At 58.2% G+C, this 25,700-nt stretch carries 17 protein-coding genes and 1 pseudogene; 3 read left to right on the top strand and 15 right to left on the bottom strand.

Annotation, left to right across the window (positions count from 1 at the left end; genetic code table 11):
* Positions 1 to 18: 18 nt before the first annotated feature.
* From RAE07_RS02530 to RAE07_RS02555, 6 genes are all read right to left on the bottom strand, one after another.
* Positions 19 to 1,608 carry an aspartate:alanine exchanger family transporter gene (locus RAE07_RS02530; protein ID WP_239208262.1) on the bottom strand — a complete coding sequence of 530 codons (1,590 nt, stop codon included), beginning with the start codon at positions 1,606 to 1,608 and terminating at the stop codon, positions 19 to 21.
* 89 nt (positions 1,609 to 1,697) lie between these two features.
* Entirely contained in the window at positions 1,698 to 2,198 is a 501-nt protein-coding gene (gene tsaE / locus RAE07_RS02535; RefSeq protein ID WP_316331125.1) for a tRNA (adenosine(37)-N6)-threonylcarbamoyltransferase complex ATPase subunit type 1 TsaE, read from the bottom strand.
* Positions 2,188 to 3,291, bottom strand: a complete 1,104-nt coding sequence (gene alr / locus RAE07_RS02540) for an alanine racemase (protein ID WP_316360541.1) — start codon at positions 3,289 to 3,291, stop codon at positions 2,188 to 2,190. The genes tsaE and alr overlap by 11 nt, the downstream gene beginning before the upstream one ends.
* A gap of 82 nt (positions 3,292 to 3,373) precedes the next feature.
* The gene (locus RAE07_RS02545) at positions 3,374 to 4,897 is read right to left on the bottom strand and encodes an ABC-F family ATP-binding cassette domain-containing protein (protein WP_317001269.1); all 1,524 of its coding nucleotides are present in this window, start codon (positions 4,895 to 4,897) and stop codon (positions 3,374 to 3,376) included.
* Positions 4,898 to 5,090: 193 nt separating this feature from the next.
* Positions 5,091 to 6,962, bottom strand: coding sequence for a glutamine--fructose-6-phosphate transaminase (isomerizing) (glmS, locus tag RAE07_RS02550; RefSeq protein WP_023020611.1), 1,872 nt, complete (start codon positions 6,960 to 6,962; stop codon positions 5,091 to 5,093).
* 95 nt (positions 6,963 to 7,057) lie between these two features.
* On the bottom strand, positions 7,058 to 9,862 hold the full coding sequence (locus RAE07_RS02555; protein WP_317001342.1) for an FAD-binding and (Fe-S)-binding domain-containing protein: 2,805 nt from the start codon (positions 9,860 to 9,862) through the stop codon (positions 7,058 to 7,060).
* A gap of 201 nt (positions 9,863 to 10,063) precedes the next feature.
* On the opposite strand from RAE07_RS02555, the gene RAE07_RS02560 reads away from it, so the two are divergent.
* Positions 10,064 to 10,897, top strand: coding sequence for a dienelactone hydrolase family protein (locus RAE07_RS02560; RefSeq protein ID WP_308767308.1), 834 nt, complete (start codon positions 10,064 to 10,066; stop codon positions 10,895 to 10,897).
* 261 nt (positions 10,898 to 11,158) lie between these two features.
* On the opposite strand, the gene RAE07_RS02565 is transcribed toward RAE07_RS02560, so the two are convergent.
* The 9 genes and pseudogenes from RAE07_RS02565 to eccCb form a co-directional block, all read right to left on the bottom strand.
* Positions 11,159 to 12,940 (bottom strand): hypothetical protein, encoded by a 1,782-nt coding sequence (locus tag RAE07_RS02565; protein WP_317001271.1) that lies wholly within the window; start codon positions 12,938 to 12,940, stop codon positions 11,159 to 11,161.
* Positions 12,937 to 13,251 carry a hypothetical protein gene (locus RAE07_RS02570; protein WP_023020607.1) on the bottom strand — a complete coding sequence of 105 codons (315 nt, stop codon included), beginning with the start codon at positions 13,249 to 13,251 and terminating at the stop codon, positions 12,937 to 12,939. Before RAE07_RS02570 ends, RAE07_RS02565 begins: the two co-directional genes overlap by 4 nt.
* Before the next feature lie 112 nt (positions 13,252 to 13,363).
* Positions 13,364 to 14,707, bottom strand: coding sequence for a phosphoglucosamine mutase (gene glmM / locus RAE07_RS02575; RefSeq protein WP_023020606.1), 1,344 nt, complete (start codon positions 14,705 to 14,707; stop codon positions 13,364 to 13,366).
* Between the two features lie 189 nt (positions 14,708 to 14,896).
* Positions 14,897 to 15,430 (bottom strand): 30S ribosomal protein S9, encoded by a 534-nt coding sequence (gene rpsI / locus RAE07_RS02580; protein ID WP_023020604.1) that lies wholly within the window; start codon positions 15,428 to 15,430, stop codon positions 14,897 to 14,899.
* Positions 15,430 to 15,873 carry a 50S ribosomal protein L13 gene (rplM, locus tag RAE07_RS02585; RefSeq protein WP_023020603.1) on the bottom strand — a complete coding sequence of 148 codons (444 nt, stop codon included), beginning with the start codon at positions 15,871 to 15,873 and terminating at the stop codon, positions 15,430 to 15,432. The genes rpsI and rplM overlap by 1 nt, the downstream gene beginning before the upstream one ends.
* Positions 15,874 to 16,275: 402 nt before the next feature.
* Positions 16,276 to 16,563, bottom strand: a complete 288-nt coding sequence (locus RAE07_RS02590) for a WXG100 family type VII secretion target (RefSeq protein WP_301732287.1) — start codon at positions 16,561 to 16,563, stop codon at positions 16,276 to 16,278.
* Between the two features lie 69 nt (positions 16,564 to 16,632).
* On the bottom strand, positions 16,633 to 16,947 hold the full coding sequence (locus tag RAE07_RS02595; protein WP_023020602.1) for a WXG100 family type VII secretion target: 315 nt from the start codon (positions 16,945 to 16,947) through the stop codon (positions 16,633 to 16,635).
* 128 nt (positions 16,948 to 17,075) lie between these two features.
* Positions 17,076 to 18,200 carry a type VII secretion-associated protein gene (locus RAE07_RS02600; protein ID WP_316331210.1) on the bottom strand — a complete coding sequence of 375 codons (1,125 nt, stop codon included), beginning with the start codon at positions 18,198 to 18,200 and terminating at the stop codon, positions 17,076 to 17,078.
* A pseudogene (gene eccCb, locus RAE07_RS02605) lies at positions 18,201 to 20,582 on the bottom strand (type VII secretion protein EccCb); the annotation flags it as partial.
* 649 nt (positions 20,583 to 21,231) lie between these two features.
* Between eccCb and RAE07_RS02610 the strand changes: the two are divergent.
* Positions 21,232 to 21,543 (top strand): helix-turn-helix domain-containing protein, encoded by a 312-nt coding sequence (locus RAE07_RS02610; protein WP_316327666.1) that lies wholly within the window; start codon positions 21,232 to 21,234, stop codon positions 21,541 to 21,543.
* A complete protein-coding gene (locus RAE07_RS02615; RefSeq protein WP_316327664.1) occupies positions 21,540 to 25,685 on the top strand; it encodes a DNA polymerase in 4,146 nt (1,381 codons plus the stop codon). Before RAE07_RS02610 ends, RAE07_RS02615 begins: the two co-directional genes overlap by 4 nt.
* Positions 25,686 to 25,700: the final 15 nt, after the last annotated feature.

Below are 25,700 nucleotides of genomic sequence, written 5' to 3' on the forward strand. Positions count from 1 at the left end.
TAACGCGATGTATTGGCGCTATAGCAACAACAGGAGCAATACCTGCGCGGCAATAATCTTGCCGATCATCGTGGTGGGATAAACCGTGGCCCATCCACGAGCTGCCAGCTCGGTGCCGGTTTGGTCACGAATATAGGCAAAGACCGCAGGGTTGGTGGTCATACCAGCCGCACAGCCCATGGCCTCGTCCCACTTCAGCTTCAGCACTAGCATGCCGATGACACCGATAAGAATGGCGGAGATCAAGGTGATGATAAGGCCCACGCCCATGATGGTCAGGGAGGACGGATCAGTTAGGGCATCGCGGAAGGAGGCGCCGGCCGAGGTGCCCACGCCAGCGAGGAAGAGGGTCAGTCCCATATTAGAAATGGTTTCGCGCGTGTGAAACGGCATCTGCCAGTTAAGCGGACCCGTCCGGTTGAGGTAGCCCAGCAGCAGGCCGACGACCACGGGGCCGCCGCCGAAGCCTAGCTGCAAGGTGGAGCCGCCCGGCATCGGAATCGGAATGAGGCCGAGCAACATACCCAGCGTCAGGCCGATAGCCATGGATAGCAGGTCCGCGTTACCCAAAGCAGCTTCAGAGTCACCGAGGTACTTGCGCACGTACGGCAGGCGGCTCGGGCTGGTTACTACGCGAACGCGGTCAGAATAGTTAAGCACCGTATCCGGGTGCGGGACGAGGTCTTTATCGCCCTTGCGGACACGAGCGATGATAAAGCCGTGGTCAAGAGCTTTGATCTCGCGGATCGACTTACCGGCAATATCCGGGTTGGACACGGTAACGCGGGTGTACTTTAAACCTGCATCCTCGGTCAGCTCCACCGGGTGTTCCTCACCCAAGACCTCGATGGCCTTATCGACGGCTTCTTCAGAGCCGTTAAGCAGATAAGCCTCACCCTCACACAGCGGCATTTCTGGAACAGCCAGGCGGTGGCGCTCTTCGTCAGAAATGATACGAGTAGCAACGACGGTCTGACCGGTTACGCGATAGATATGACCAGCGGTGTCATTAAAATTCTTGGTCAAGCGCACACCCTTGGCCACAAGCTCGGCGGGAATCATGCCCTCTGCGCGGGCATCTTCTTCATGGTTGACCTTGACCACCTTAGCGCCGATGGCGGCAACGAGAATAGCGCCGATAACCGCACCCGGGTAGGCCAGGGAGTAACCGACAACCGGGGTGGAATCGCCCACCATTTCCACCACGGCGGCCATACCCGGTGTGGAAGAAAGCGAACCGGCAAACATACCGGTAGCTTCTGGCGTGCTCAGGCCAAAGGCGCGGATGAGGCCAAAGCCTACGGCAACCAGGATTACCAACATTCCCAGCATGAATACCGTGAGCTTCCAGCCACGGGTCTTAAACTCGCGGACGAAGGAGGGCCCGAAGCTGAGGCCAATGGCATAAACGAAAATCGCCAAGCCAAATTGATAGACCAAAGGCGGAATTTGGATATCAGGATTGGCAGTAGAAAGACCCAGCGCCACAAACATCGCAGCCGCGGCACCGAGGGAGATGCCGAAGATCTTAATCTTGCCAATCGCTAGACCCACCGCCATGATGACGAAGAGAGATAGCAAAGGACTAGAGGCGAGAAAATTCAACACCTCAATAGAATTACGCACTGGTTATACCCGGGGCAAATTCTCCGCGTAGGAGATTCATCACTTATCCGCACTTTAGGCGGACATTTGTGCTAATGACCGCCCCGCAACGACCACGTAAAGCGGCGAACATCCTCGTCTGCGCCCGCGTATTCCGCCGGCTCGCGGTCGATGCTAATAAACAGGTAGTGCTCCACAATCTGCTCTACTAGTCCCCCACCCCATTCGGCAATGACCACGGCGTCTTCTAGCTCCGTGTCCAAGTCCAAAGCATCGAGCTCCCCTAGCGGATCCCCGGAATTAGCGCCGCCTTCATCGAGCAAACGGTAGGCATCAACGTGAACGAGGTCCGGCCCACCTACGGTTGAGCGGTGCACCCGGGCAATCACGAAGGTCGGCGAGGTTACCCGCCCCTTGACCTGCATGCCCTTGGCGACGCCCTGAGTTAGCGTCGTCTTTCCAGCCCCCAATGGCCCATCCAGGATCACCACATCGCCAGCCTCGAGCGCCGCGCCCAGCTCTTCGCCGAAAGCATAGGTTTCTTCCACCGTGGATAGGTCACGGCTGCCGGATTCCGGAAAGCTACTGCGCATCTTCTTCTCCTATGTATTCGCGTTCGGTGCGGCCATCGGGCAAGCAGACCACCTCGTAGTTGATGGTTCCTGCCGCCGCGGCGAGATCCGTAGCCGATACTCCCCCGTTGCCGAAAATCACGGCAGCTTGACCCGTGTCCACGCCATGGGGGTTGTCGCCCAAGTCCACCACAATCTGATCCATACAGATTCGGCCTACCTGTGGATACAGGTGCCCGCCGATGCCTACATGCAAGTCGCCTTGATAACCACGCGGTAGACCATCGGCGTATCCGCAATCCACGGTGGCCAAAAATCCCGGCTTATCCGCCTTCCAGGTCAGTCCATAACAGGTGCCTTCCCCTGGCTGAATCGGCTTTACGTTAAAAATCAGCCCGGACCAAGTCATGGCTGGGCGCAGACCATGCTCGCGGCCGTCAATAGGCTCCAAACCATAGCAGGCGGCGCCTACACGTACCTGCTCAAAATAGGAGGAAGGACGCGTCAGCACAGCTGGTGAATTGGCCAGGTGATTGACTGGGCACTCCAGCCCAATCTCGCGCGCGAGCCGCAGGGCCTTGCGGAACGCCTCCTCTTGGGCGTCGTTGTGTGGATTATCCGGCTCATCAGCACAGGCAAAGTGCGACATAAGGCCGAGGACCTTGATATGTGGGGCGTCGCGCAGCACCTTAAAAGTGTCCGCCCAATCCTCTTCATCCACACCGGAACGGTGCATGCCGGTTTCTACCTTGACATATATCTCAGCAGGAAAATCGGCTTTAACCAGCTTATGTGCCTGTTCAAGAGAGTTAACTGCTACCTCAATGCCGCAGGCAAGTGCCTCTTCGAGGATTTCGTCCGTCTGCCAAATCCACGCCACGATGGGTGCCTCCACACCCGCGCGGCGCAAATCCACCGCCTCCCGCAGAGTGGCCACGCCAAAGCTATCCGCGCCTGCACGCGCCATTACCGGCACGACTTTGGTCGCGCCGTGGCCATAGGCATCGGCCTTGACCACGCACATGAGCTTGACCTCAGGCCCTACCTTTTCCTTGATGAGGCGGACGTTGTGCGCAATGGCGGAGAGATCAATGGTGGTTTTCAGCATGTCCACCATTGTGCCACTGCTCACCCCTTTGCTGAATTCGGGCGGGTAGGGGCGCATTCGCCCGCGATAGCTCCACCTTGGAGTCGGCTCATCCAATGTCCTCTATGGAAACTTGCCTCGTAAGTTCTATCCGCGAGCAGAAATCTTCATCGTGGCTCACCACTAGCAATGCACCCCGATAACTTTTCAATACCGAGACCAGCCAATCAACAGTTGAAATATCAATATTGTTGGTCGGCTCATCGAGCATTAGCAACTGCGGCGCCGGATCCGCCAAGAGCACTCTGGCGAATTCCGCCCTGAACCTCTCGCCTCCCGAAAGGGTCCCTGTCAACGCATGAACCGAGTCAGATTGAAACAACAACTGAGCAAGCTGATCACGGATAAACTGCGGCTCCTCTTGTGGATTCGCGTTGGTAACCACGTCCCACACGCTGAGAGAAGGATCTAACACAATTCGTTGACGTAAGTATCCTGAGTTGTCGATAACGAAGCCCGCTCCACCAGAGTCAATTCGGTTTAAGAGCGTGGTTTTTCCACTTCCATTTGGCCCTGACAAGCGCACGCGTTCTGGGCCGACAATCGACAGCCCGGGAACCGAAATAACCCGCTTTCCTTCCGGCAGTTCAGTTCGTGGCAGCTCGATATACACCGAGTCATCATCACGTATATTTCGCTCTGCCCGAACTATAGAGCGTTGGGCTGCTTCAACTGCGCCTGAATGCAGCTGTGCTCTGCGCGATGCTGTCTTTTCGGCTCGCTGTTTATCAAGCTTCATCGTCATACCAGGTTTGCGCTTCGCCTCTGCGAACTTCTTTCCTCGGCGCGCATCACGCGCAATCCGTGTTTGCATTGCTTGTTGTTCGCGGAGTTGTTGCTTATAAGTCGCTTTGGCGGTGGACACTGCCTTTTGCGCAGCTTCCTGTTCTGCATCAATTGTGGCAAGGTAATCGGAATAATTGCCCTGGAAGAAGCGTAGGTTCCCATCCCTTAGCTCCGCTACCTCGGAAACTACATCTAACAGGTCTTTGTCATGGCTTACCACTAACACCGGCGCCGCGGCATTTACCAACATATCTTTCAGATGTTTCTTTGCAGCTCCGTCGAGGCTATTGGTCGGTTCATCGAGGATAATGAAATCTGGCTCGGACAAGAACACCGCCACCAAAGCGACGCGGACCGCTTCCCCTCCAGAGAGGCTTTCGATAGGGCGGTCCAACGGGATATCCAATCCAGCGGCGGAAAGGGCAGCGCTAATGCGCTCACCAACGTCCCATTGCTCCTCAATTAACTCATAGAGTTCTGGGTCATACTCACCAGATTCGACTACGGAAATCGCCGCGAGCACTTGGGTGACGCCGAAGATGTCTGCTACTACGTCATCTCTATTCCAAGCAAGGTCTTGTGGCAGGTAAGCTACCGATTCCGGCTTTTCCACCGTTCCGGCCGTAGGCAAGATATTTCCAAGGATGACGTTTAATAGAGTTGTCTTCCCTGCACCATTATCCCCAATTAGTGCAGTTAAAGGGCCAGAAAAGGCACCGTTTAGGCCACTGAAGCAGGTCGTTCCATCGGGCCATATAAGGGAAAGATCATTTAATAAAATAGGCATGCTTAAATCCGTTCTTCCTTTAGTGTTTTAGGCGAAAACACGACGGATGAGCACTGCCTACTCCTTTCACCGACAACGATTGCTCCCTAAAGCATAACAGTTTCAAGCTGCAAAGAAATGCCAAAGCCCCCCTTTCCTACCACGCAAGAAACGCGGCAGGTAAGGGGGCCTAACGGCGGACGCTTGGAGTGGATTACTCCACGGTCACGGACTTGGCCAGGTTGCGCGGCTGGTCCACGTCGTAGCCCTTGGACTTGGCTACGTGGGCGGCGAAGATCTGCAGTGGCACGGTAGCCAGCAGCGGCTGCATGAGGGTCGGGGCCTTCGGGATGCGGATGACGTGGTTTGCGTAATCCTCCACGGCGGTATCGCCTTCTTCCGCGATCACGATGGTGATGGCACCGCGGGCACGGATCTCCTGAATATTGGAGACGACCTTGGAGTGCAGGGAGTCGCGGCCACGTGGGGATGGCACGATAACGAAGACCGGCTGGCCCTCCTCAATAAGCGCAATTGGGCCGTGCTTGAGTTCACCTGCGGCAAAGCCCTCGGCGTGCAGATAAGCGATTTCCTTGAGCTTCAGCGCGCCCTCTAGCGCTACCGGGAAGCCGACGTGGCGGCCCAAGAAGAGCACGGATTCCGCGTCCTTCATGGAATTGGCCAGGTTGGCCACCTGGTCTTCCTCGTCGATGACGCTTTGGACCTTATCCGGCATGTGGCGCAGCTCAGCAAGAACGCCCTGGATCTCATCGGCGAACATATTGCCGCGCAGCTGAGCGAGGTAGAGGCCAAGCAGGTAGGTGGCGGTAATCTGCGCGAGGAAGGCCTTGGTGGAGGCCACGGCGATTTCCGGGCCGGCGTGGGTGTAGAGCGCGGCGTCGGATTCGCGCGGGATGGACGAGCCCTGGGTATTGCAGATGGCAATAACCTTGGCGCCCTGCTGGCGGGCGTGGCGCACGGCCATCAAGGTATCCATGGTCTCGCCGGACTGGGACAGCGCAACAACGAGGGTCTTCTCGTTCACGATCGGATCGCGGTAGCGGAACTCGTGGGCGAGCTCGACCTCGGTAGGAATGCGGCACCAGTGCTCGATGGCGTAGCGCGCCACGTGGCCGGCGTAGGCGGCGGTACCGCAGGCAATGACGATGATCTTGTCGATGGACTTCAGCACGGTCTCATCGATGCGCAGATCATCGAGGGTCAGTTGGCCTTGCTCATCGAAGCGGCCCAGCAGGGTATCGCGCACGGCGGAAGGCTGGTCGTGGATTTCCTTTTCCATGAAGGAATCAAAGCCGCCCTTTTCCGCAGCGGCGGCATCCCACTTGATTTCAAAAGGCTTGCCCTGTGCAGGGTTGCCCTCATAATCGGTAATTTCCACTTCGTCCGCGGTGATGGTCACAACCTGGTCGTTGTCCATCTCCACGGCAGACTTGGTGTAATCAATAAAGCCGGATACATCGGAGCCGAGGAAGTTCTCGCCCTCGCCCAAGCCGATAACCAGCGGGGAGTCGCGGCGAGCGGCAACAATGCGATCGGCCTGCTCGGCGTGGATGGCTAGCAGGGTAAACGCGCCCTCCAGGCGAGCGCAGGTTAGCTGCATAGCCTTGGTCAGGTCACCGGCTGCCTCGTTGTGGAAGACATCTCCCAGCAAGGTGGCAGCGACCTCGGTATCGGTCTCAGAAACGAAGTTATAGCCCTTGTGCAAAAGCTCGGACTTGAGCTCCGCAAAGTTCTCGATGATGCCGTTGTGTACCACTGCCAGCTTGCCGCCATCGACCACGTGCGGGTGCGCATTCAGGTCGGTGGGGCCACCATGGGTAGCCCAGCGGGTATGGCCGATACCCAGCACGGAGTCAGGCAACGGGCGGGCTGCAATCTCAGCATCCAGCGCAGCGACCTTACCGGCCTTCTTGCGCCAGCTGATATCTCCATCGGCGTACATTGCTACGCCAGCGGAGTCATAACCGCGGTATTCCAAACGGCGCAGCCCTTCTAGAACTACGTCGAGGGCGAAGTAATCACGGCCACCACCAGCGTGACCAATATATCCAACAATTCCACACATGGTTGCTGATTTTACAGCACAAGGGGCAAAGCTCTAGGCGGGCGGGGCGTCGGCAAGCAAGGCACGGCACCCCACCCGCTACTGTGCTGGGAAAACTAGCGCGATGCCTGTTCCAAAAGCTCCAAAATGTGGTGGTAATCCTCGCCGGTGGCTCGGGTGAGACCAAGCTCGCAAGTGCGGTTGGTCGAGGCGTGATACTGCGCTCCGATTGCCCTGACCTGTGCCGCTTCGGCGCGGGTGGCGGCAGCGGTAAGCTCCGGGTGAAGCATGCCGCGGTCGCCGGCATAGCCACAGCAATTCCACTCGGTGGGAATGTGTACCTCGGCCGCGGCGGCGCGGGCCACCTTTTCTACATCATCCATCATGCCCAGTTGGAAAGCAGAGCAGGTAGGGTGCACAGTCACGGAAGTCACTGGATTCTTTACTTCCAGCTGCGGCAGCAAGGTATCGGCCGTAAAGCTAATGGCGTCAATAACGGTGATACCCACCGACTCCAATATATCTTTAAAGCCAGCGGTGCAGCTGCTGGCGTCCACGATAACCGGCAGGCGCGCACCATCAGTAGCGTCCATGACGATATCGCGCACGCGCTGCTCCATTGCATCGTGGCCGGCCTGCATGCCCTTGGAAGACCATGGTGTACCACAGCAAAGCTTGTCGATGCCCTGCGGAACCTCCAGCGCGACCCCGGCGCGCTCCAAGAGCGCCACAAAGGAATCGGTAGCACCCTTGCCGCCGCCTTGCGGGCCGAACATGGTGTTCACGCAGGCGGGCAGATAGATTCCGGTGGTCTGGGCATAGCGATCACCTACGCGGCCGGCCAAGCGGCCGCGGGACTTGCCGCCCTTGCCCAACTCTGGCTGGTACTGCGGGAGATTATCGGCACCGATGAGACTGCGGCCCACATCGGTAACCTTTTTGACTAGCTCGGTGGGCAATAGGTGCGCGCCGGTAAGCGCTACCCCGGCGCCTTGGCTGACTACCTGCCAGTTCTTGGCGGCAGCACCCCACAGCTTTTGCTGCGCTGGCTGGGCTTCCTCGCGGCGCAAGCGCTTGATGAACTTGCCGGTATCGATGCCTACTGGGCAAGCAGTGCGGCACATCGAATCCACGGCGCAGGTCTCGACGCCCATGTACTCGTAGGCCCGATCTAGCTCAGCGACGAGTTGGCTATCGCCAGCTTCTTCCGCGCGCTTGCGGGCGCGGCGCACCACAATGCGTTGGCGTGGGGTAAGCGTGAGGTCGCGCGACGGGCAGACCGGCTCACAGTAGCCGCACTCCACGCAGCGGTCTACTTCCTCTTCCACGGTGGGATTGAGCTTGATGTTTTTGATGTGTGCATCGGGGTCATCGTCCAAGATGACGCCGGGGTTCATCGTGTTGGTGGGATCGCAGGCCCGCTTGAGTTCCTGCATTACCTCATAGAGCTCATCGCCGTACTGGCGGCGCACATACGGCGCCATGGCGCGGCCGGTGCCGTGTTCCGCCTTGAGATTGCCCTCGGCCGAGAGGACCAAGTCCACCATGCCCTCGTTGAAACCGTTATAGCGACCGATGGCATCATCGCCTTCAAAGCGGTCCGTAAGCAGGAAGTGGATATTGCCGTCCTTGGCGTGGCCGAAAATGACGGCATCATCATATCCATAGCGGGCAAAGAGTTCCTGCAGCGAAGAACAAGTATCTGCCAGATCGCCGACGGGCACGACGATGTCTTCCAAAAGGGCCGTCGTGCCAGACGGGCGCGCCTCTGCTACCTGGGCGTACAGACCCTTGCGGAAATTCCAAGCGGTAGTGCGCGTTGTGGCATCAGCCGAGAAGGCTGCCGGGGACTGCAGCGGCAATTCGCGCAAGAGCTGCGATCCCTTGCTTTCTTTCTCCTGCAATTCCTCTTGGGCATCAGCGTGATACTCAATGAGCAACGCGGCCTGCTTATCCACATCGAAACCGGTAATGGCCTGCGGCACCTTATCAAAGCCTTGACCGACGCGAATAGAGGCAGAGTCCATCAGCTCCAGGGTGGCCGCTCCGGTCTCCAAAAGTGCCGGCAGGGACTTGGTGGCAGCGCTGAGATCATCAAATACGGCCACCGTGGTGGTGGTCAGCTTAGAAATCGGCACCGTGCGGAAAACCGCTTCCGCAATGAAGGCCAGGGTTCCTTCCGAACCGATAAGCAGGTGCTCAAAAAGCTTGACCGGGCTATCAAAGTCGAGGAAGGAATTGAGACCATAGCCCATCGTGTTTTTCAGCTGGAAGTGACGGCGGATAATATCCACGGATTCCTGGTTATCGCGCACACGGCGCTGCAGGCGGATAAGCGTGTCCACCAGCTCCGGTTCCTGCTCCTGGAACTGCCGGTCTGCATCCGGATCGGCGGTGTTAATTACGGTGCCGGTAGGCAGCACAAAGGTCAGCGATTCCAGAGTGTTATACGTATTGAGCTCAGTGCCGCAGGCCATGCCGGAGGAGTTATTAGCCACCACGCCGCCGATGGTGCAGGCAGACTCGCTGGCCGGATCCGGCCCCAGTTTGCGGTTGCGCAGGCCTAGGCGGGCGTTGACCTGACGCACCGTCGCGCCGGGCTGGACGCACACGCGCTTGCCCTCATCAAGAACTTCTATACCGCGGAAGTGCTTGCGCACATCCACCAGGTATCCATCGCCGGAAGCCTGACCTGCCAGAGAGGTGCCACCGGAGCGCAGAGTTACCGGAACATTCTGCTGCCGGCCCGCACGGAAGATGGCCGCCACATGCTCGGCGGAGCGAGCCTCGATGACTGCCTTGGGGGTGTACAGGTAGTGCGAGGCATCGGAGGCATGTGCCACGCGGTCAATGGCCTCGGTCTTTACCTCCATCCCATAGCGAGTAGAAAGTTCTTGCACATCAACGACGCCGGTAGTCATGTACCGCAGCCTGCCTTCCCAGAAAAAGAGTACGTAGTTGTTCACACATTGCACTCCCCTGCGCTTAGCGTCGCAAGTTAGGAGGGGCTTAGGAAAGCTCGCCGCCACACCCGCTCCTCGGCCGGATACTGCGTAGATTTTTCTCATATAAACCCGCACCCTTTCCCGCCTGGCGGGTGATCTTCATCTATCCTGGAATGCGTGTCTGCGAATTTGAAAAAACATCTAGCAACGTTGTCGAAGCGTGGCCGCAACCGAGTTTTGGTTGGCGACCTTGACTATGCCGGAATCACCGGCAAGGTTTATACCCCCGCGGAGGGCCAGAGCCTGCCCGCGGTGGCTTTTGGCCATGACTGGATGCACAAAATTAAGGATTACCACGCCACCCTGCGCCACCTGGCTAGCTGGGGCATCGTCGTGGTAGCCCCCGATTCTGAGACCGGCCCCTTCCCCGACCACCGCAACCTAGCTGCGGATATGGAATCCGCGTTGCAGATTGCCGCCGGGGTAAAGCTAGGCTCCGGAAACATTACGGTCTCCCCGGGCAAGCTCGGCATGATTGGCCACGGCATGGGCGGTGGCACCGCCGTGCTTGGGGCCTTGGACAATAAGAAAGTCGCCGCCGTCGCCGCTATTTACCCCTCGGTCACCTCCCCCTCTGCGGTGCAGGCTGCCCGCCGCATTGACACCCCGGGCCTAGTCATCGGTTCCGGCCAAGAAGACATCTTCAATGCTGGCAACCCCGCCAAGCTGGCCTATAACTGGCGTGGCCCGGTGTGCTTCCGCGCCATCGACAAGGGCAGCCAGGCTGGTTTTACCGAGGATCGCCTGCGCAAGTTGGCCTTCGGAACGGCTGCTTTCCAGTCCGGCCCTACCGAAATCGCCCGCGGTTTGCTCACCGGCTTCCTGCTGGCCACCCTAAATGATGATTCCACCTACGCCGCCTTTGCAGATCCAGAGGCAAGCGCGAAGAAGGTAGAAAGCCTGGTAGGCGAAGACCTGGCCGAGCGCGCCGGCGTAACCCGCGACGCCTAAGGCTTTAGCCCCGCCGCAGCACTGATTGCACCTGCCCCGACGCGTTTCGTGAACGCGCCGGGGCAGCGCCATATCGGGGCCTGGGCGCCGCTGCTTGTCGACGCCCCACTTGCCCCTTCTCCCTCCGTGCCTCCTGCATGGCCTTATCCGCGGACTTTTCAAGCTCGTCTTGCGCTTTCGCCAGCGTTTTTTCAAATTCCAGCAAGCGTTTAGCCGTCCTTTCTCGAAAGCCCTGCGCAAACTCTGCGAAATCATTATTCATTACCACTGCCCTGCCTTTCGTGCCTTAATGGATGGTTCTTCTGGCGCGGGTCCTGCCTCTGGCTGGGGCGCTGGCGCCGGCGCAGGTGCTGGGTCGGGAGCTGGTGCTGGCTCAGGAGCCGGTTCTGGGCCCGGCTGAGGCGCTGGCGCAGGTGCCTGTTCAGGCGCCGGTGCTGGGGCTGGTGTCTCCGCTGCACCAGCGGCTTGGAGGTGCGCCACCTTTTCCGGTGGCGGCGTTGGCTCCTCTAGCTGAGACAGCTCTGGGGGCGGTGTTATGACTCCGTCATCACCAGTCGGTTCAGGTTCAGGGCAAGGCTCCGGTTCGGGCTCTGGCTTAGGCTCAGGGCAGGGATCAGGTTCTGGCTCAGGTACGGGATCGGGTTCGGGTTCTTGCACCGGACAATCCAGTTCGGACATGTTCTCCAAGCACTGTGCAGCGCCTTCCACAATGAGGCCCACGCCCACCAATGCGATTCCAGCTCCGACCAAGCCGAGGCTACCGCTACAGGAGGATTCGATCTCACAGACTTCTGAGCTGGTCTGGGTAGTAGTGACACATTCTTCAGTACTCTCCCCGGTATTCTCTGGGCACAGTGGTTCTTCGCTTGTGTCCGTTTCAGAAGCGGGTTCGGTTTCCATTTCTGGCTTGGGCTTCGGCTCTGGATGAGATTCTGGTTCCGGGCACGGCTCTTCTACCTGCTGCGGCTGTTCCGGTGCTTCCTGCGGCGGAATGATCTCCGCCTGCGCCGGCCTAGTGGTCTCTACTTCGCGCTCCGACTGTACTGGCCGCTCGGTGTTTGATTGCTCGGTGCACTCACAGCAGTGGCACCCAGCACCAAGCTCTGATGAGGTCTCCGTGTGCATTTCCGTCTCGGCTGCAGGCTCCGGTGCAGGGCATGCCTCAGGTGGAGTAGGCGTTGGTGAAAGAGGCGTCGGTTGTGGTGGAACGGAGGTGGCGTGGTGTGATTCCGGCTTGGAATCAGGCTCAGGCATCGGTTTGGGCACAGGTGGGCACTCCACTTGCGCAGGCTCGGTGGGCCGCGATGGCGAGCACTCATCCTTTGGCATCGGATTCGTGGGAGGTGGAGCGTCTGGGCACTTCTCTACGGGTGCCGGGCAGGCTTCATCTGCAGGTTTAGCCGGCGTCGGGCATTCTTCCGGCATCGGGCGCTCACAGACGCACTCACAGCGCGATTCGAACTCGCTATAACAGGATTCGATCGCATCATCGCGGTCGCGGCAGGTGCTGGCGATATTGTGATTTGTCTCCTCAATAATTTGCCCCCCGATCGTGGAAAGAATCGGGATGATGAACCTGGCTAAAGGGTGTTTGGTGGCGACCATGGACAAAATATTTAACAGTGGGATGACCGCAGAGACGAGCTCGGTAAGGGCCGTGTCAGAGACATCAACGACGTCAGCAATAGCGCCTGAGCACTGCTCCGCCGAGCTAGTCAGATGTGCGGCATCTTGGCGGTCAATGTCGAAGTCTTCCTGCACGCCGCACAGGTGCTCACGCATGGCTCCCTGAGCAACCTCGGAATCATCCTGCTGCAAATAGCCCGCTAGTCCAGCACCGCCTCCCTTCGGGCGATTGCCGCCCACGGCCGCAACGGTATTTTTCACCAAATTTTCGGGCGCAATGCCATCAACCGCACCGACTAACTCTCCTAGTAGATTCATCGGCATGCTGGGGCCCGAGTAGCTGCCCAGGCAGGCGAATTGGAATTGAGAAATAGCGTTAGAGTAGTCCCCCAACAGGGATTTTGTCAGCGTACTCACTTGCTGCCAGCCTCCCTACCGCGTGCAAAGGAGCTGCCAAAGGACTCATCAAAATCGGCGAAGGCGCGCACCTGTTCATGAGCGGCGTGGGCGGTGGCGGATAAATTATCCAACCTCTGCCCGCCGCGCTCATGGATGCGCGCCAAGACATCACGAATGCGCTCACCGTGGCCGCCAAAATTGCGTCCAGCCGCGGCCACCGGAAAATCCGGTACCTCGGCCCGGTGGGCATCGCGTTGCTCGTCGTTATCGGCTACGACCTGCCGTAGTGCGGACATCGCCTCCAAGGGGCGAAGAAAAACCTCAGACACTTGTGTATTCCCCCAAATCCATATGCGGTAAAAGTTCTCACCTTCATTGGACTGGGGATTGCGCCAAATGGTTCCCTCGGATTATAAAAATCTTCCACACTAAGCGGTGACTCTAGACCGAAGAAACGATGGCGGAAAGCCTCCCTGCAACCTTGCGGGCCTGCTCCTTGTCCGCAGCCTCTACCATGACGCGGAAAACTTCCTCGGTGCCGGAAGGTCGCAGCAGGACGCGGCCGGTCTCGCCGAGTTCTTCCTCGGCCTGAGCGATGGCTTCTTGTACTTCGGGGGCATCCATGATGACGCCCTTATCAGAAACCGGCACGTTGATGAGCACCTGCGGTAGCACGGTCATTACCGATGCTAATTCCTTTAGGGACTTCCCGGACTTGGCCATGCGCGCCATGATAGACAGGCCGGTAAGGGTGCCGTCGCCGGTCGTGCAATCATCCGTCAACACCACGTGGCCGGACTGCTCGCCGCCCAAGGAGAAATCGCCGCGGTTGAGCTCTTCTAGAACATAGCGGTCGCCTACTGCGGTGTGACGCACCTCGATGCCTTGTTCCTGCATCGCCAGCTTCAGGCCTAGGTTGGACATCACGGTTGCTACCAAGGTGTTATAGCGCAGGTCATTATCATCCTTCATGCCCACGGCCAACAGCGCCATAATCTGGTCGCCGTCAATCACATTGCCCTCGGCGTCCACAGCCAAGCAACGGTCGGCGTCACCATCGTGGGCCAGGCCCAAATCGGCGCCATGCTCGACGACGGCCGCCTGTGCCTTTTCAATATGCGTCGAACCGCAGTCCTCATTGATATTAAAGGCGTTCGGCTCATTGTGGATAGCAATAACCTCAGCCCCGGCCGCCTCATAGGCGATGGGAGCAACCTTGGAGGCCGCACCATTGGCGGTATCTACGACCACCTTGATGCCGCTCAAATCCGTGGAAACCACTTCCTTTAAATGGTTGAGGTAGCGCTCGCGTCCGTCTGGCGCCTCCGAAATGATGCGCCCCAACTTGGTGCCAGTCGGGCCGTCCTCAGTGAGGTTTTCCATAGTGGCCTGAATCTTGTCTTCTATTTCGTCCGGTAGCTTCTTGCCGCCGGCGGAGAAGAACTTAATGCCGTTATCCGGCATAGGGTTGTGGGAGGCAGAAATCATTACGCCGAGATCCGCGCCATAATCATCCGTCAGGTAGGCAATCGCCGGGGTCGGCAACACGCCCACGCGCACCACGTCAACGCCGCGGGAGGCCAAACCGGAGGCAATCGCCGCATCCAGCATCTCGCCGGAAACGCGCGGGTCGCGACCAATAATGGCCAACGGCCGACGCTCATAGGATTCCCGCTGGGCGGTGAATACCTCCGCAGCGGCCTGGCCTAGTTGCAAGGCCAGAATCGGAGTCAGCTTCTTGTTCGCGAGGCCGCGAACGCCATCGGTTCCAAAAAGTCGAGTCATGCAGTCAATTATGCATGCCTGTGCCCAGCGATTGCATGTTGGGGCAGTTTAGGCGAAATCAAGCTTTTGGTTTATCGACAGGTTGAGCAATATTCCTTCCACCCGCGCTTCCATAAAACGACGAAAGCCGCCTCCTCCAAAAGGGAAGCAGCGGCATTCTCGGCGTTTGCGCGCGCAGTAGAAGCGAGATTAACGCTTGGAGTACTGCGGTGCGCGACGTGCCTTGTGCAGACCAGCCTTCTTACGCTCAACTGCACGAGCATCACGGGTGAGCAGACCAGCCTTCTTGAGGGCGGTGCGGTCACCTGGGTTGTAGATGTTCAGTGCACGAGCGATAGCCAGACGCAGGGCGCCAGCCTGACCGGTTGGGCCGCCGCCGTTGACGGTGACCTTGAGGTCGAACTGGTTCTCGCGCTCCAGCAGGGTAAGCGGCAACAGGATGTCCTGCTGGTGCAGCTTGTTCGGGAAGTACTCGCCGAACTCGCGGCCGTTAACCACGATCTGGCCGGAGCCAGCAACGAGGCGAACACGAGCGACGGCGCGCTTACGGCGTCCGACGGTCTGGATCGGGCCCTCGTGTACCGGAGCGGCAGCCTCAACCTCTTCGGTCTCGGCCGGTGCGATGGAATCACCGATGGTGTTGGTGAACTCTTCGGTAGCGGCGCTTGCTGCAGCGATGTCAGCAGCGTCGGCTACGTTGTTGTCGATGTTCTGCTCAGACATTACTGTGCCACCTGCTTAAACTCGAAAGTTTCCGGCTTCTGGCCGGCGTACGGGTGCTCTTCGCCTGCGAAGACGTGCAGCTTCTTGATGGAAGCGCGGGAGAGCTTGTTGTGCGGCATCATGCCGGCAACGGCTTCTTCGATAACGCGAACCGGGTTGGCGTCCAAAGACTGACCCAGGGTCATGGACTTCAGGCCGCCCGGGTAGCCGGAGTGACGGTAGCGCATCTCGCGGCCGCGCTTAACGGAAGAAACGTGGATCTTGTCAGCGTTGAGGATGATGACGTGGTCACCAGCGTCAACGTTCGGTGCGAACTGTGGCTTGTGCTTGCCGCGCAGCAGGTCTGCAACGGTGGAAGCGAGCTTGCCCAGCACCACATCAGTAGCGTCGATGACGTACCACTTGCGGGTGATGTCACCGCTCTTTGGGTGGAAAGTAGACAATTTGACTCCTTGAAAGTCTGTCTCGGAACTGCCGGCCAGCGCTAAGCATCCATCCACTCCCGTACAGCGGCCGGTGGAGACCTGCAGGGAGCGCTTCGCCAGCTGCTAGCCGACGAGCGAACACATAGGTCTCCTACCCTACTTGCTCACCTGCTCGAAAACCAAAACGCCGAAACCGGTACCTTCCGCGGCTCAAACGGAAGGTACCGGCTCGTGGGTGTGGACTAGAAAGGTACGACTTGAAAAGGTGGAAGAGAGGAAAAGAGGTGTTGGTCAAAAAGTGCTCACGCTGCAATCTTTTGCCAAGACTGCGGCTGCGTCCGCCTCCTGCCACTCGAGTGTGGTCAGTGGCACCGCAGGCTCGGCCCAGACAGCCTGAAATAGTGCAGGCGGGGCGCGGATTTAACCCCAGCTTGCTGCGGCGCGACGGTTGACGTCACTCATTGCATCGTTGCCCTGGGAGACGGTCTTGGAGATGGTCGCGAGTACGGTATTGAGTTCCTGAGATGCCTTGTCCCATTTGGCCTGTGCTTGGTTATAAGCCACGGCGGCCTCGCCTTCCCATGTGCTCACCATCGGCTGCAGCCGCGCCTTCAGGTCTGCCAAGGTGCTGTTGATGCGACCTGAGGTGGCGTTGATATCGGCTGCGGCGGAAGAAATGGCACCGAATTCGTACTTGATCTCGGACATGTGGTGGTGGATTCCCTTCTGTGAATCTTTGGCTTTTGGTCGGTGGACTAGTGGACTGTGCAGTGCGGTTTAGAGGGCGAGGCCGCCACCAACATTGGAGAATGCCTGGGCGTTTTCTGCTTCCACGTTGTCGAAGTTGTGGGCGTTGCTGCGGATATTGTCAGAGATAGAGGCCAATGCCTCACGCAGCTGTTGTGCAGAGGTGTTGTAACGCTGCATCAGGTCATCGAAGGAGACCTGGGCTTGGCCTACCCAGCTTCCGCGCACAGAGTCGACGACTCCCTGCAGGCGGGTGAGCTCGCCTTGGACTTCATCATTGGTGTTATCGACTTTGCCGGCGGTGGCAACCATGACATCGGCTTGTGTCTTGAAAGTCTGAGACATAAGAGTGCGCCCCTCCTTAGGGCGGATGAGATTGTGTATATTCCCCCGAAAAAGCATCTGTGCTTTCTCACCTTTATTGGACTGAACTTTCTGCCAAACGGTTCCCGTCTGGGACAAAGTTTTTAAGACTATTTTTTGACCAGGCTTTCCGTAGCCATGCGGCAGGCTGCCTTTTGGACAGCATTGGAATTGTGGCGGGTATGGCATCCCACAGACATCTGATGCCCACGGTCTTCCCAGGTAGTCCACTCCACCAAAGAGCCGTCCCCCGGATCTTCGGTATAGCTCAGGCGGCCAGCCTTATCGGTGGCATCGCGAAGCGCCGGGTCTTCGTCAACCTGCGCGTGGATTTCTTTAAAAAGTGCATCCGCTGGCACGTTAAACATTTCATCCGCTGCCAATAAGATGCGCAGGTTCGGATCCTCCCCGGTGGCGGTAACCAGCCCATCTTCTACCTTGGCATGAAACCCGGTGGGAACGACCACAGACATTCCCTCAATATCTAAGCGCTTTTCTCCCGGATGTAATTCATCACCACCCGGTTCTGCAGCACCCGTGGCACCAGACTCTGGCGAGTTGGGTACGGATTCCACCGCGGTATCGCGGTTCGGCTGTGCGGCGCGTGGTTGTGGGCGGGGATCACCTGAGACGGCATCACCGTCCGCTGAATCTCGCTCGCCGATAGCCCACCAGGACGCTCCGGCAACAGCGATAATGACCACTGCAATTGCGAGGTGGAAGATATCAATAGCCCCGAGCCAACCGCGCAGCCGGTCGGACCAGTTTGGTGTTATTGGCTCTTCATAGGCTGGCGCTTCCATCACTCTGGTGGGAGGGGCTGGTTCCGTAATCTCCGTAGCCGGATGAGTAGGCGGTCCTAATGAGACTGGCGTAGCTGACGAGGAGATAGCTGGTTCTGGGTCAATGAGCCGCACCCCGGTGACTTCCAATTGCCGGCTGACGATGGTGGTGGCCTCTTGCGCAATGTCCGTGCCGGACGAGTCTGCCATCACGCAAGCTTCCACATCGGGCCAGGACGGTCCGGCCAGCTTCGAAATCTGATCCATGACCTGGCCCAAAGCCCAACCTTCCACGATTCCGGTACCCGGCAGGTCGTAGCGGTATACCGAATCAGGTCCTTCAAAAATGGTGGCCGCGTCCAGGATTGTGACGGTAATTGGTATGGCCTTGGTCTCCGCGCCGTAAGTGATTGGGGCGTCGGTGTGCGAATTCGCGCTGAGGTTGGTGGTCATTTACTTCTCTCCTTCTGGGTACACCACTTGGGCGACGCCAAGGTTTTCACCGCGGATGCTCCACTGACCGCGACCGGGTGGTTGTTGGCTGGGTTTAAGGCCAAAGATGGTGCCTTCGTCCCGGTCGGCGTCGAAAAGCAGCAACGCTGGTTGAAGATCGCGCACTGCAGAGAAGAATTGGCCGAAAAGGGCGCGGCCAATGCCACCAGACTTGCGAGCGACGATGAGATGCAAGCCAATGTCGCGGGCGTGCGGGAGTAGCTCCAGGAGCGGTGAAAGGGCAATATCGCTCAGCAGGTCCGCATCGTCGATGACTAAGTAGATATCTGGGCCCTCCCACCAGTCTCGTGCGGCGAGCTGCGCTGGGGTAATATCCGGGCCCGGCAGGCGGGATTCCAGTGTCCGGACAGTATCGAGAATGGTCTCTTGTGCACTTGTCTGCGTTGCGGCATAAGCGGCAACCATGTCTTGGTTCAAGGTTCCTAAGTGAGCCCGCCGCTGGTCGATGACCACAAGGCGAGCGTCTTCCCGCGCGAAGGCGCAGATGCCGCGCATTATCTGCGCCAAGAAGGTGGACTTGCCGCAACCCTGCGCTCCTATGGCCACTAGATGCGGCTCGCGCGATGGATTCCACGTCAGCGGATCGAGATCCCGTCCGCCGATACCCCAGGCGATCTCGCCGTCGGGAACGTTCCCTTGAGTAGCAAGGGCAGACGGGGTGAGTACCGCGGGCAGCATCTTGAGTTGCGGAACTGGATCGGCTGCGGCATGAACGCGGCAAATGTGGGCGATGTCCTGGTTTGATGTGCGAGCCAAAAGCATATTCTCTCCGGCCAAGGTAAGCCCGCGGCCCGGCGCGCTGGGTAGCTTCTGCTGCAACTTGCGGTCAATTAGCGAATCCAAGGACTCACCAAGACGCAGCTCAAGTCGGTTGGCTATGAGATCGCGAATGGCGGGGCGCATCGTGGTCCACCGCGAGGTGGCAATGATGACATGTACGTGGGCAGAGGCGCCATCGGCGACGATCTCTGTAACTTTCTCCGCTATGTCTTCAAACTCTGCATTGGAGGTGCCAATGTGGTGCCAGCCATCGATAACGAGGAAGGTTGCGCACTGTTCCGGGCGGCGAATAAAGCCGGCTACTTCGTCCACGATTCGCCGCACCTTTTCCCCTTCATCTCGCCCAGCAACTCCGGCAACGTGGGGAAGTCTCTCCAAAGACGCTAGCTGACCGCCGCCCAAATCGATGACGTAGAAGCGTGCCGCCTTGGGGCTATGCCGTAGCGCCAGAGCCGAGACGATGGTGCGCAGCGCACTTGATTTTCCTGACTGCGGGCCGCCGCATAGGGCCATGTGCCCGCCGTGCTGGTGGAAATCAATTATCAGTTCATCTTGACGTTGATAATACGGCCTATCGATAATGCCGACGGGAGCCAGCAGCGTCCCGTTACCTGCAACAGACGACGAGGCGCCCACGTCCGCTCCGCTAGACAGTCCGGGTAATGCAGATAGCTCAATGACCGGTGGTAGCGGCGGCAGCCAGATACGGTGCGCCGATTGATCACGCAATCGGGCTTCTTCTGCCGCGGCACGCACGACCTCGCTAAGCACAGTGGTGGTGTCATCGAGAACAACCACAGGGCTAGTGCTTTCTTCCTCCTCTGCCCAACCTCGAAAGAACTGCACGCGGCCGCGGGCTACGGCGGGTCCGTCCCCATGAGCTTCAGCTATCGCCCGGCGCGGCACGGGCCCAGAAACATAGGAGGCTTGGAAACGAATCAACGCCTCGGCATCAGACTTGAGGTAGCCCGCGCCGGGTTGGCCGGGCAAATGGTAGGCATCGGTCACGCCCAATACTTGACGGGATTCCGCCGAAGAGAAGGTTTTCAGCCCGATTCGGTAGGACAGGTGGGAATCCAGCCCCCGCAAGCGGCCTTCTTCGAGTCTTTGAGAGGCTAAAAGCAGGTGCACGTGGAGACTGCGCCCCAAGCGGCCGACGGCAACGAAAAGTTCCGCAAAATCAGGGTGCTGGCCCAAAAGCTCCGAGAACTCGTCAACAACAATGACCAAGGCGGGCAGTGGCCCGTGCTCGCGTACTGCGGCGGCGGAGGCGTTGTACTCGCTGACGTTGGCGAAGTTTCCGGCGGTGCGCAACAACTCCTGGCGGCGGTTCATCTCGCCGGAGATGGCATCGTACATGCGCTCTACCAGCGTAGATTCCTCTTCCAAGTTAGTAATCACCGCAGAGGTATGCGGCAGGTGGTCACATCCTAAGAAAGTAGCGCCGCCTTTAAAATCCACCAGTACGAGGTTCAGCTCGTCCGGGCTATGGGTAGCCGCAAGCGCGGTGACGAGGGTGCGTAGGAGCTCTGACTTAAATGAATGTGGGTTGTGGGTACTATATAGCATTTCCATACACAGCAGCACAGCAGCACGGCAGCACGGTACAGCAGCAGGTGGGGGTTAGGGGGCTTACTTTTAACCCTGCGCTAGAAAATAGGAAAATTTAAAAGGTTTTGTGTACCTAAGCTTCCATTTTTTTATGTTTTTGTATAGAGGGCCGAAATCCAAGCCCCATAAGCCCCATAACCCCCACCAAAAAGCACGCAGTAAGGCTGATAGCACCGGAGCAATCTCGGACGGTACCTAGGCCGCGCCAACCCCTACATGTCCCGTACCTAACGGCGGCGACCTGTGCCAAAAAAGTGCTCTTTTTTCTTGACGGCTGGCGGGTTGCTCCCTATACTTGTCATCAGTGTCGATTTTCCGTTATGCGAGGGAGTCGGCAGGGATAACCCCGAGAACAATGCTTAAAATGGGTAGCCCCGACGGCACGAGCATGCCGTTTCTCCGACGATAAAAGATACATCCGCGTAAGTCCTGGAACGGCAAGCCAGGCTGGGGACAGAGGTTGGGTAGGGAGTTAGCGCTCCCGTAAAGCGAAGCTGCGCACGGTGCTCTCAGACCGCCCAGATATAAGCCGGGAACGCACCCCTCTCCGGATAGCGATTAATGCTGTCTGGAGTACGCTTTGTCTTCCTCTGTTACCGCTCCTGCGGTCAACCCCCGTCTTTCGTTTTATACCCTCGCTGACCTCACCGACATGGGTCTCGGCAGCGCTGACGTTCTGCGCGACAGGATTAAGCGTGGCGAGCTGGGAGCACATCTTATCGGCGGCACGTACCGAGTAAGCCGCGCCGATCTCGATGCTTACTTAGCGGCATGTCACCGCCCGGCGACTGTCGAGGATTTCATCGATGCCATTGTAGCTGTTGCGCCTGCTTTAAGTGAGGAGCAACGTTGCCGCCTTACAACTGTTCTGTCTGGGGGTGCAGCGGCGTGACACATAAGAAAAGCGCCCCGGAGAGCGCCTCTCATAATCTGAACAACTCTGATTCTACTGCCTCGACTGTCATAAGTCCAGACATTGACCTTAATTCAGACCATCTAGCTGAGCTTCATGCCTCTGCTATTAGCGATGAAACAATCGCTGCAACTGGTGTCTATACTGCCTCCACCCGTGACGAGCTGCCTGAGCCGTTGCGCTGGATTGCAGATAGAAACGACACCCTTCCGGCTTTGGTCTATCCAATGGTTGAGGCCGGGCGCGGTGTGACGTGGCAAGTAAAGCCACAACCTGGTTCTTTGGTGGACGAGGAGGGGCGACCCCGTAAATACATCTGCCCGAAGAAAGAAGGGTCGAATATCTCGCCGTCGTTTATCGAGCGGCGACCGATTACGAGTGCCACACGTCGCGTGCTGGTGGTCGAGGGCACGAAGCAGGCTCTTGCTGCGATGACCTGGACTGATGACACGACTGCTGTGTACTGCATCCCTGGTATTCAGACATGGATGGGTGGCGAGGACGGGCCTAACCCTGCTTTTGCCCGTCTTAAAGGGCAGTCTGTCTACATCATCCCTGATGCTGATGCTGGCTCTAACCGTGCTGTCTACGACGGTGCGCAAGGCCTTGGTGAACACTGTAAGGCGTGGGGTGCATCCCCTGTCCGTTTCGTGCGTATGCCAGGCCACGGGTCGCAAGGGTTAGATGATGTCCTTGCCACTGTGGACGATGGCGAGCGCTCTGAGATGCTTGAGCTGTGGATTCGCCGGGCGCAGGCTAAGCCTGCCAGCAAGATGCCGAAGCGTGCTAGCAAGAAGCAGCGCAGCAACACTGACGAGACTCGCAACGACTCGCGTCCGAAGCTTCATACCGACTTGCCGCCTGAAACGCTATGGGATCGAGCTTGGGAGGCAATTGAGAGTAAACATGCAGGTGTGACACTGTTTCGCCAGGATTCTCGTCCTGTAATGATTTCTCGGCGTGATGGCCAGGCTGTCCTGGTGCCGGTAGACCGTGCAACGGGGCGGCGTCTGGCTGCTGCTGCTTTCGATTTGGTGCGTGAAACTGACGATTCCACCACTGTCGTGGCACCGATGGACAAAGATATCGACGTGATTTTCACTCCTTTCTATACCGATAGTCTGCCGCCGCTGCACAGCGTGACGCGGTCGCCGCTGGTTACAGAGACTGGCGAAATTATCACGCGCTCGGGTTACCACAAGGGCACGGGTGTCTATGTAGACCTCGACGATTCCCTTACCGGTATCTCTGTGCCAGATAAACCAAGTGATCAGGACGTGGAGAATGCAAAGGTGCTGCTTGAGGATGTTCTCTACGATTTTCCGTGGGTAACTCCTGCTGATCGCACCCGTGCTCTCGGTGCTCTGCTAACACCTCTGGCGCGTCCGATGCTTACCACAGCACCTATGCACGTGATTTCTGCCGTGCGCCGATCCTCTGGAAAAGGTCTGCTCACAGATGTTTTCCATCTGATCGCAACAGGCGAGACTGCTGCGGTGCAGGACTTGCCTGGTACTGAGACAGAGATGCGGAAGGTAATTGCGTCGAAGCTTTTTGCTGGTGCTGCAACACTTTTCCTCGACGAATGTAGCGTCGGTGTGGATAGTAAAGCTCTATCTGCCCTGCTGACAGCCGAGTCTTATACCGACCGCATCCTTGGTGAGTCGCGCATGATTTCGGTACAAAACAACCTGTGCGTGTACGCAGCCGGAAATAATATCGCTGTTGACGGCGACCTGGCCCGCCGTGTCGTTCCTATTCTTCTCGACCCGAAGTGCTCCAGGCCTGAATCTCGCAGCGGTTTCCGGCATCCTCACCTGCGCCGATATGTGCGTGCTCACCGGCGTGAACTGCTGGCAGCGGCACTGACACTAATCCGTGCATGGGCTGTGGCTGGCAGGCCATCGCCTAATGTGGCCGGCCCGTTCGGCTCTTTCGAGGGCTGGTATCACGTGGTCGGTGGCACTTTGGAGCACGTCGGGTATGCCGATCTCACGACAGACTTGGAGGAGATCCGAGCACGGTATAACGCTTCTGAGCAGGAAAACGCTGAGCACCTAGCGTGGCTCTATGAAGCAATGGAGGGCGACGATTTCCGCGCCTTCGACGCGGAATGCAAAATCGCTGACTCCCGCGACTATGTCCCTCTGCCTGAGGGTCTGGTTTCTTTGGACGAGGTCTCAGCACGCCGCCTCGGGCGTGTCTACTCCCGTCTGCAAGGCGCGTGGATTGGTGGATACTGTCTTGAAAGCGCTGGTGTAAAGCACCACACGAAGCTTTTTCATGTGGTGTGCGAGGATGACTGGGGTGGTGGCCCCGGCCCTGGTGCTGGTCCCGATAACAGTGTGCCGCCAGAGCCTTCTACCCCTGCAACACCTGAGCCTTCGGATACAGATAGTGTTGACACGCTGGTATTCGACTTGGAGACCGGCCGTGCCGATCACCTGCACGTGACGGATGACCCTGGCTTTGTCCGGCTGGCTACTTACTCCATCAATGGTGCAGAACCTGTAGCTACAACCGATATTGCAGGTGAGCTGCTACCTCTAATCGAGCGTGCAGGCGTGGTCGTAGGCCACAACATCGTCCAATACGACCTAGCTGCGCTACAGCGTCTTTATGGTCTCGATGTTGAGGCTCTGGTGAAGTCTAACCGTGTGCATGACACTCTCGTCATGGCGCGGCTGGCTGCAGGTGGTGCTAAGAACTTAAAGTACGACCTCAATGCTGTCGCGTCGCGTTACGGCGTTGGTGGAAAGTTGCTCAAAGATGGGAAAACAGTACTTGACGCGCAGGCGGAGCAGTTTGGTGGCTTCGACAAGATACCCACCGATCACCCTGACTATGTCAAGTACGCGCTCCAGGACGTGCGGGCGAACACTGCCGTATACAGCAAGCTTCTGCCTGAGACCATCGACGCAGTGGGCGAGGAATATCTCCAGCGTGAGCACGAAAAGACGTACGCTCTATCCGTCGTGGAAGCGAAAGGTATCCGTGTAGACACCGGTAAGGTCGAGGCTTTTTTCGCGGAGGAAGAACAGACGAAAAGCAATATCCGACAGTGGCTAGTAGACACTGTCGGTATGCCCGACGAAGGTACGTCGCCATGGGCTTCGGTAGATGGCAAGCAGGCTATTGCAGACTACTTTGGCCGATTCGGTGCCGAAGTGCCGCGTACAAAGAAAGGTGGAATCTCGATTAGCGGTAAGGCGATGCAGGAGCTTGCTGAGCAACATGCAGGCACCCCCGAGGTAGTCGAGCTGGCGACTAGGATGCAAACACTGCTGCAAGCCTCGACGCCTGCTGCGACGATTAAAAAGTATCTGCACGGTGACCGTGTGTACCCGTCTATTAAGCCCAGTCAGAACACTGGACGCTTGAGCACCAAAGATCCAGGTATGACGGTTTTCGGTTCTCGTGATAAAAGGCTTATCCGTCAACGCGAGATGATCCTCTCGGATAGTGCTGACGAGGTTCTTATCAGCGTGGATTTGAGCCAGATTGATGCTAGGTGCATGGCTGCTGGCAGCGGTGACGAGCGCTACTCAGAGCTATTCGCGCTTGGTCGTGACGCACATACAGAGATGGCTGTCCGTGTATTTGGCGATAAGTCCCGCAGGTCTGAGGCTAAAGCTCTCGGCCATGCGGCAAACTACGGCATGGGGCCAAAGTCGTTTGCCGACCATGCTGGCATCTCTGTTGTTGAGGCTCGGTCTCAGCTTGACCGCCTGCATCGTGAGTTCCCGGAGCTGGAGTCCTTCAAAGAGTCTCTGCGTAAAAGCGCCGAGACTCGTGGCTGGGTTTCCACCGGCTTCGGTCGCCGTGTCGCTGTCGCACGAGATAGGGCTTATACCCAAGCACCGGCTGCATACGGTCAAGGCACGGCCCGAGACGTATTCCTGGAGGGCGTTCTCAATCTCCCGAGGGAAGTCCTGGAGATGGTACGCATTTTCGTCCATGACGAGATTATTCTCTCGGTGCCACGCGAGCGTGCTGAGGGGATTAAGGAGTGTGTGGTAGCCGCCTTTAAGGCTGTCGAGCTGCCTTCCTCTGGTGGGGTCTCTGTCCCTGTGCTCTCGGATTCAGCTGGCCCTGGCGACAACTGGTCTGAGTGTAAGTAGGCGGTTTGCATGCAG

The organism is Corynebacterium nasorum (genome assembly GCF_032821635.1).
GTDB lineage: Bacteria > Actinomycetota > Actinomycetes > Mycobacteriales > Mycobacteriaceae > Corynebacterium > Corynebacterium kefirresidentii.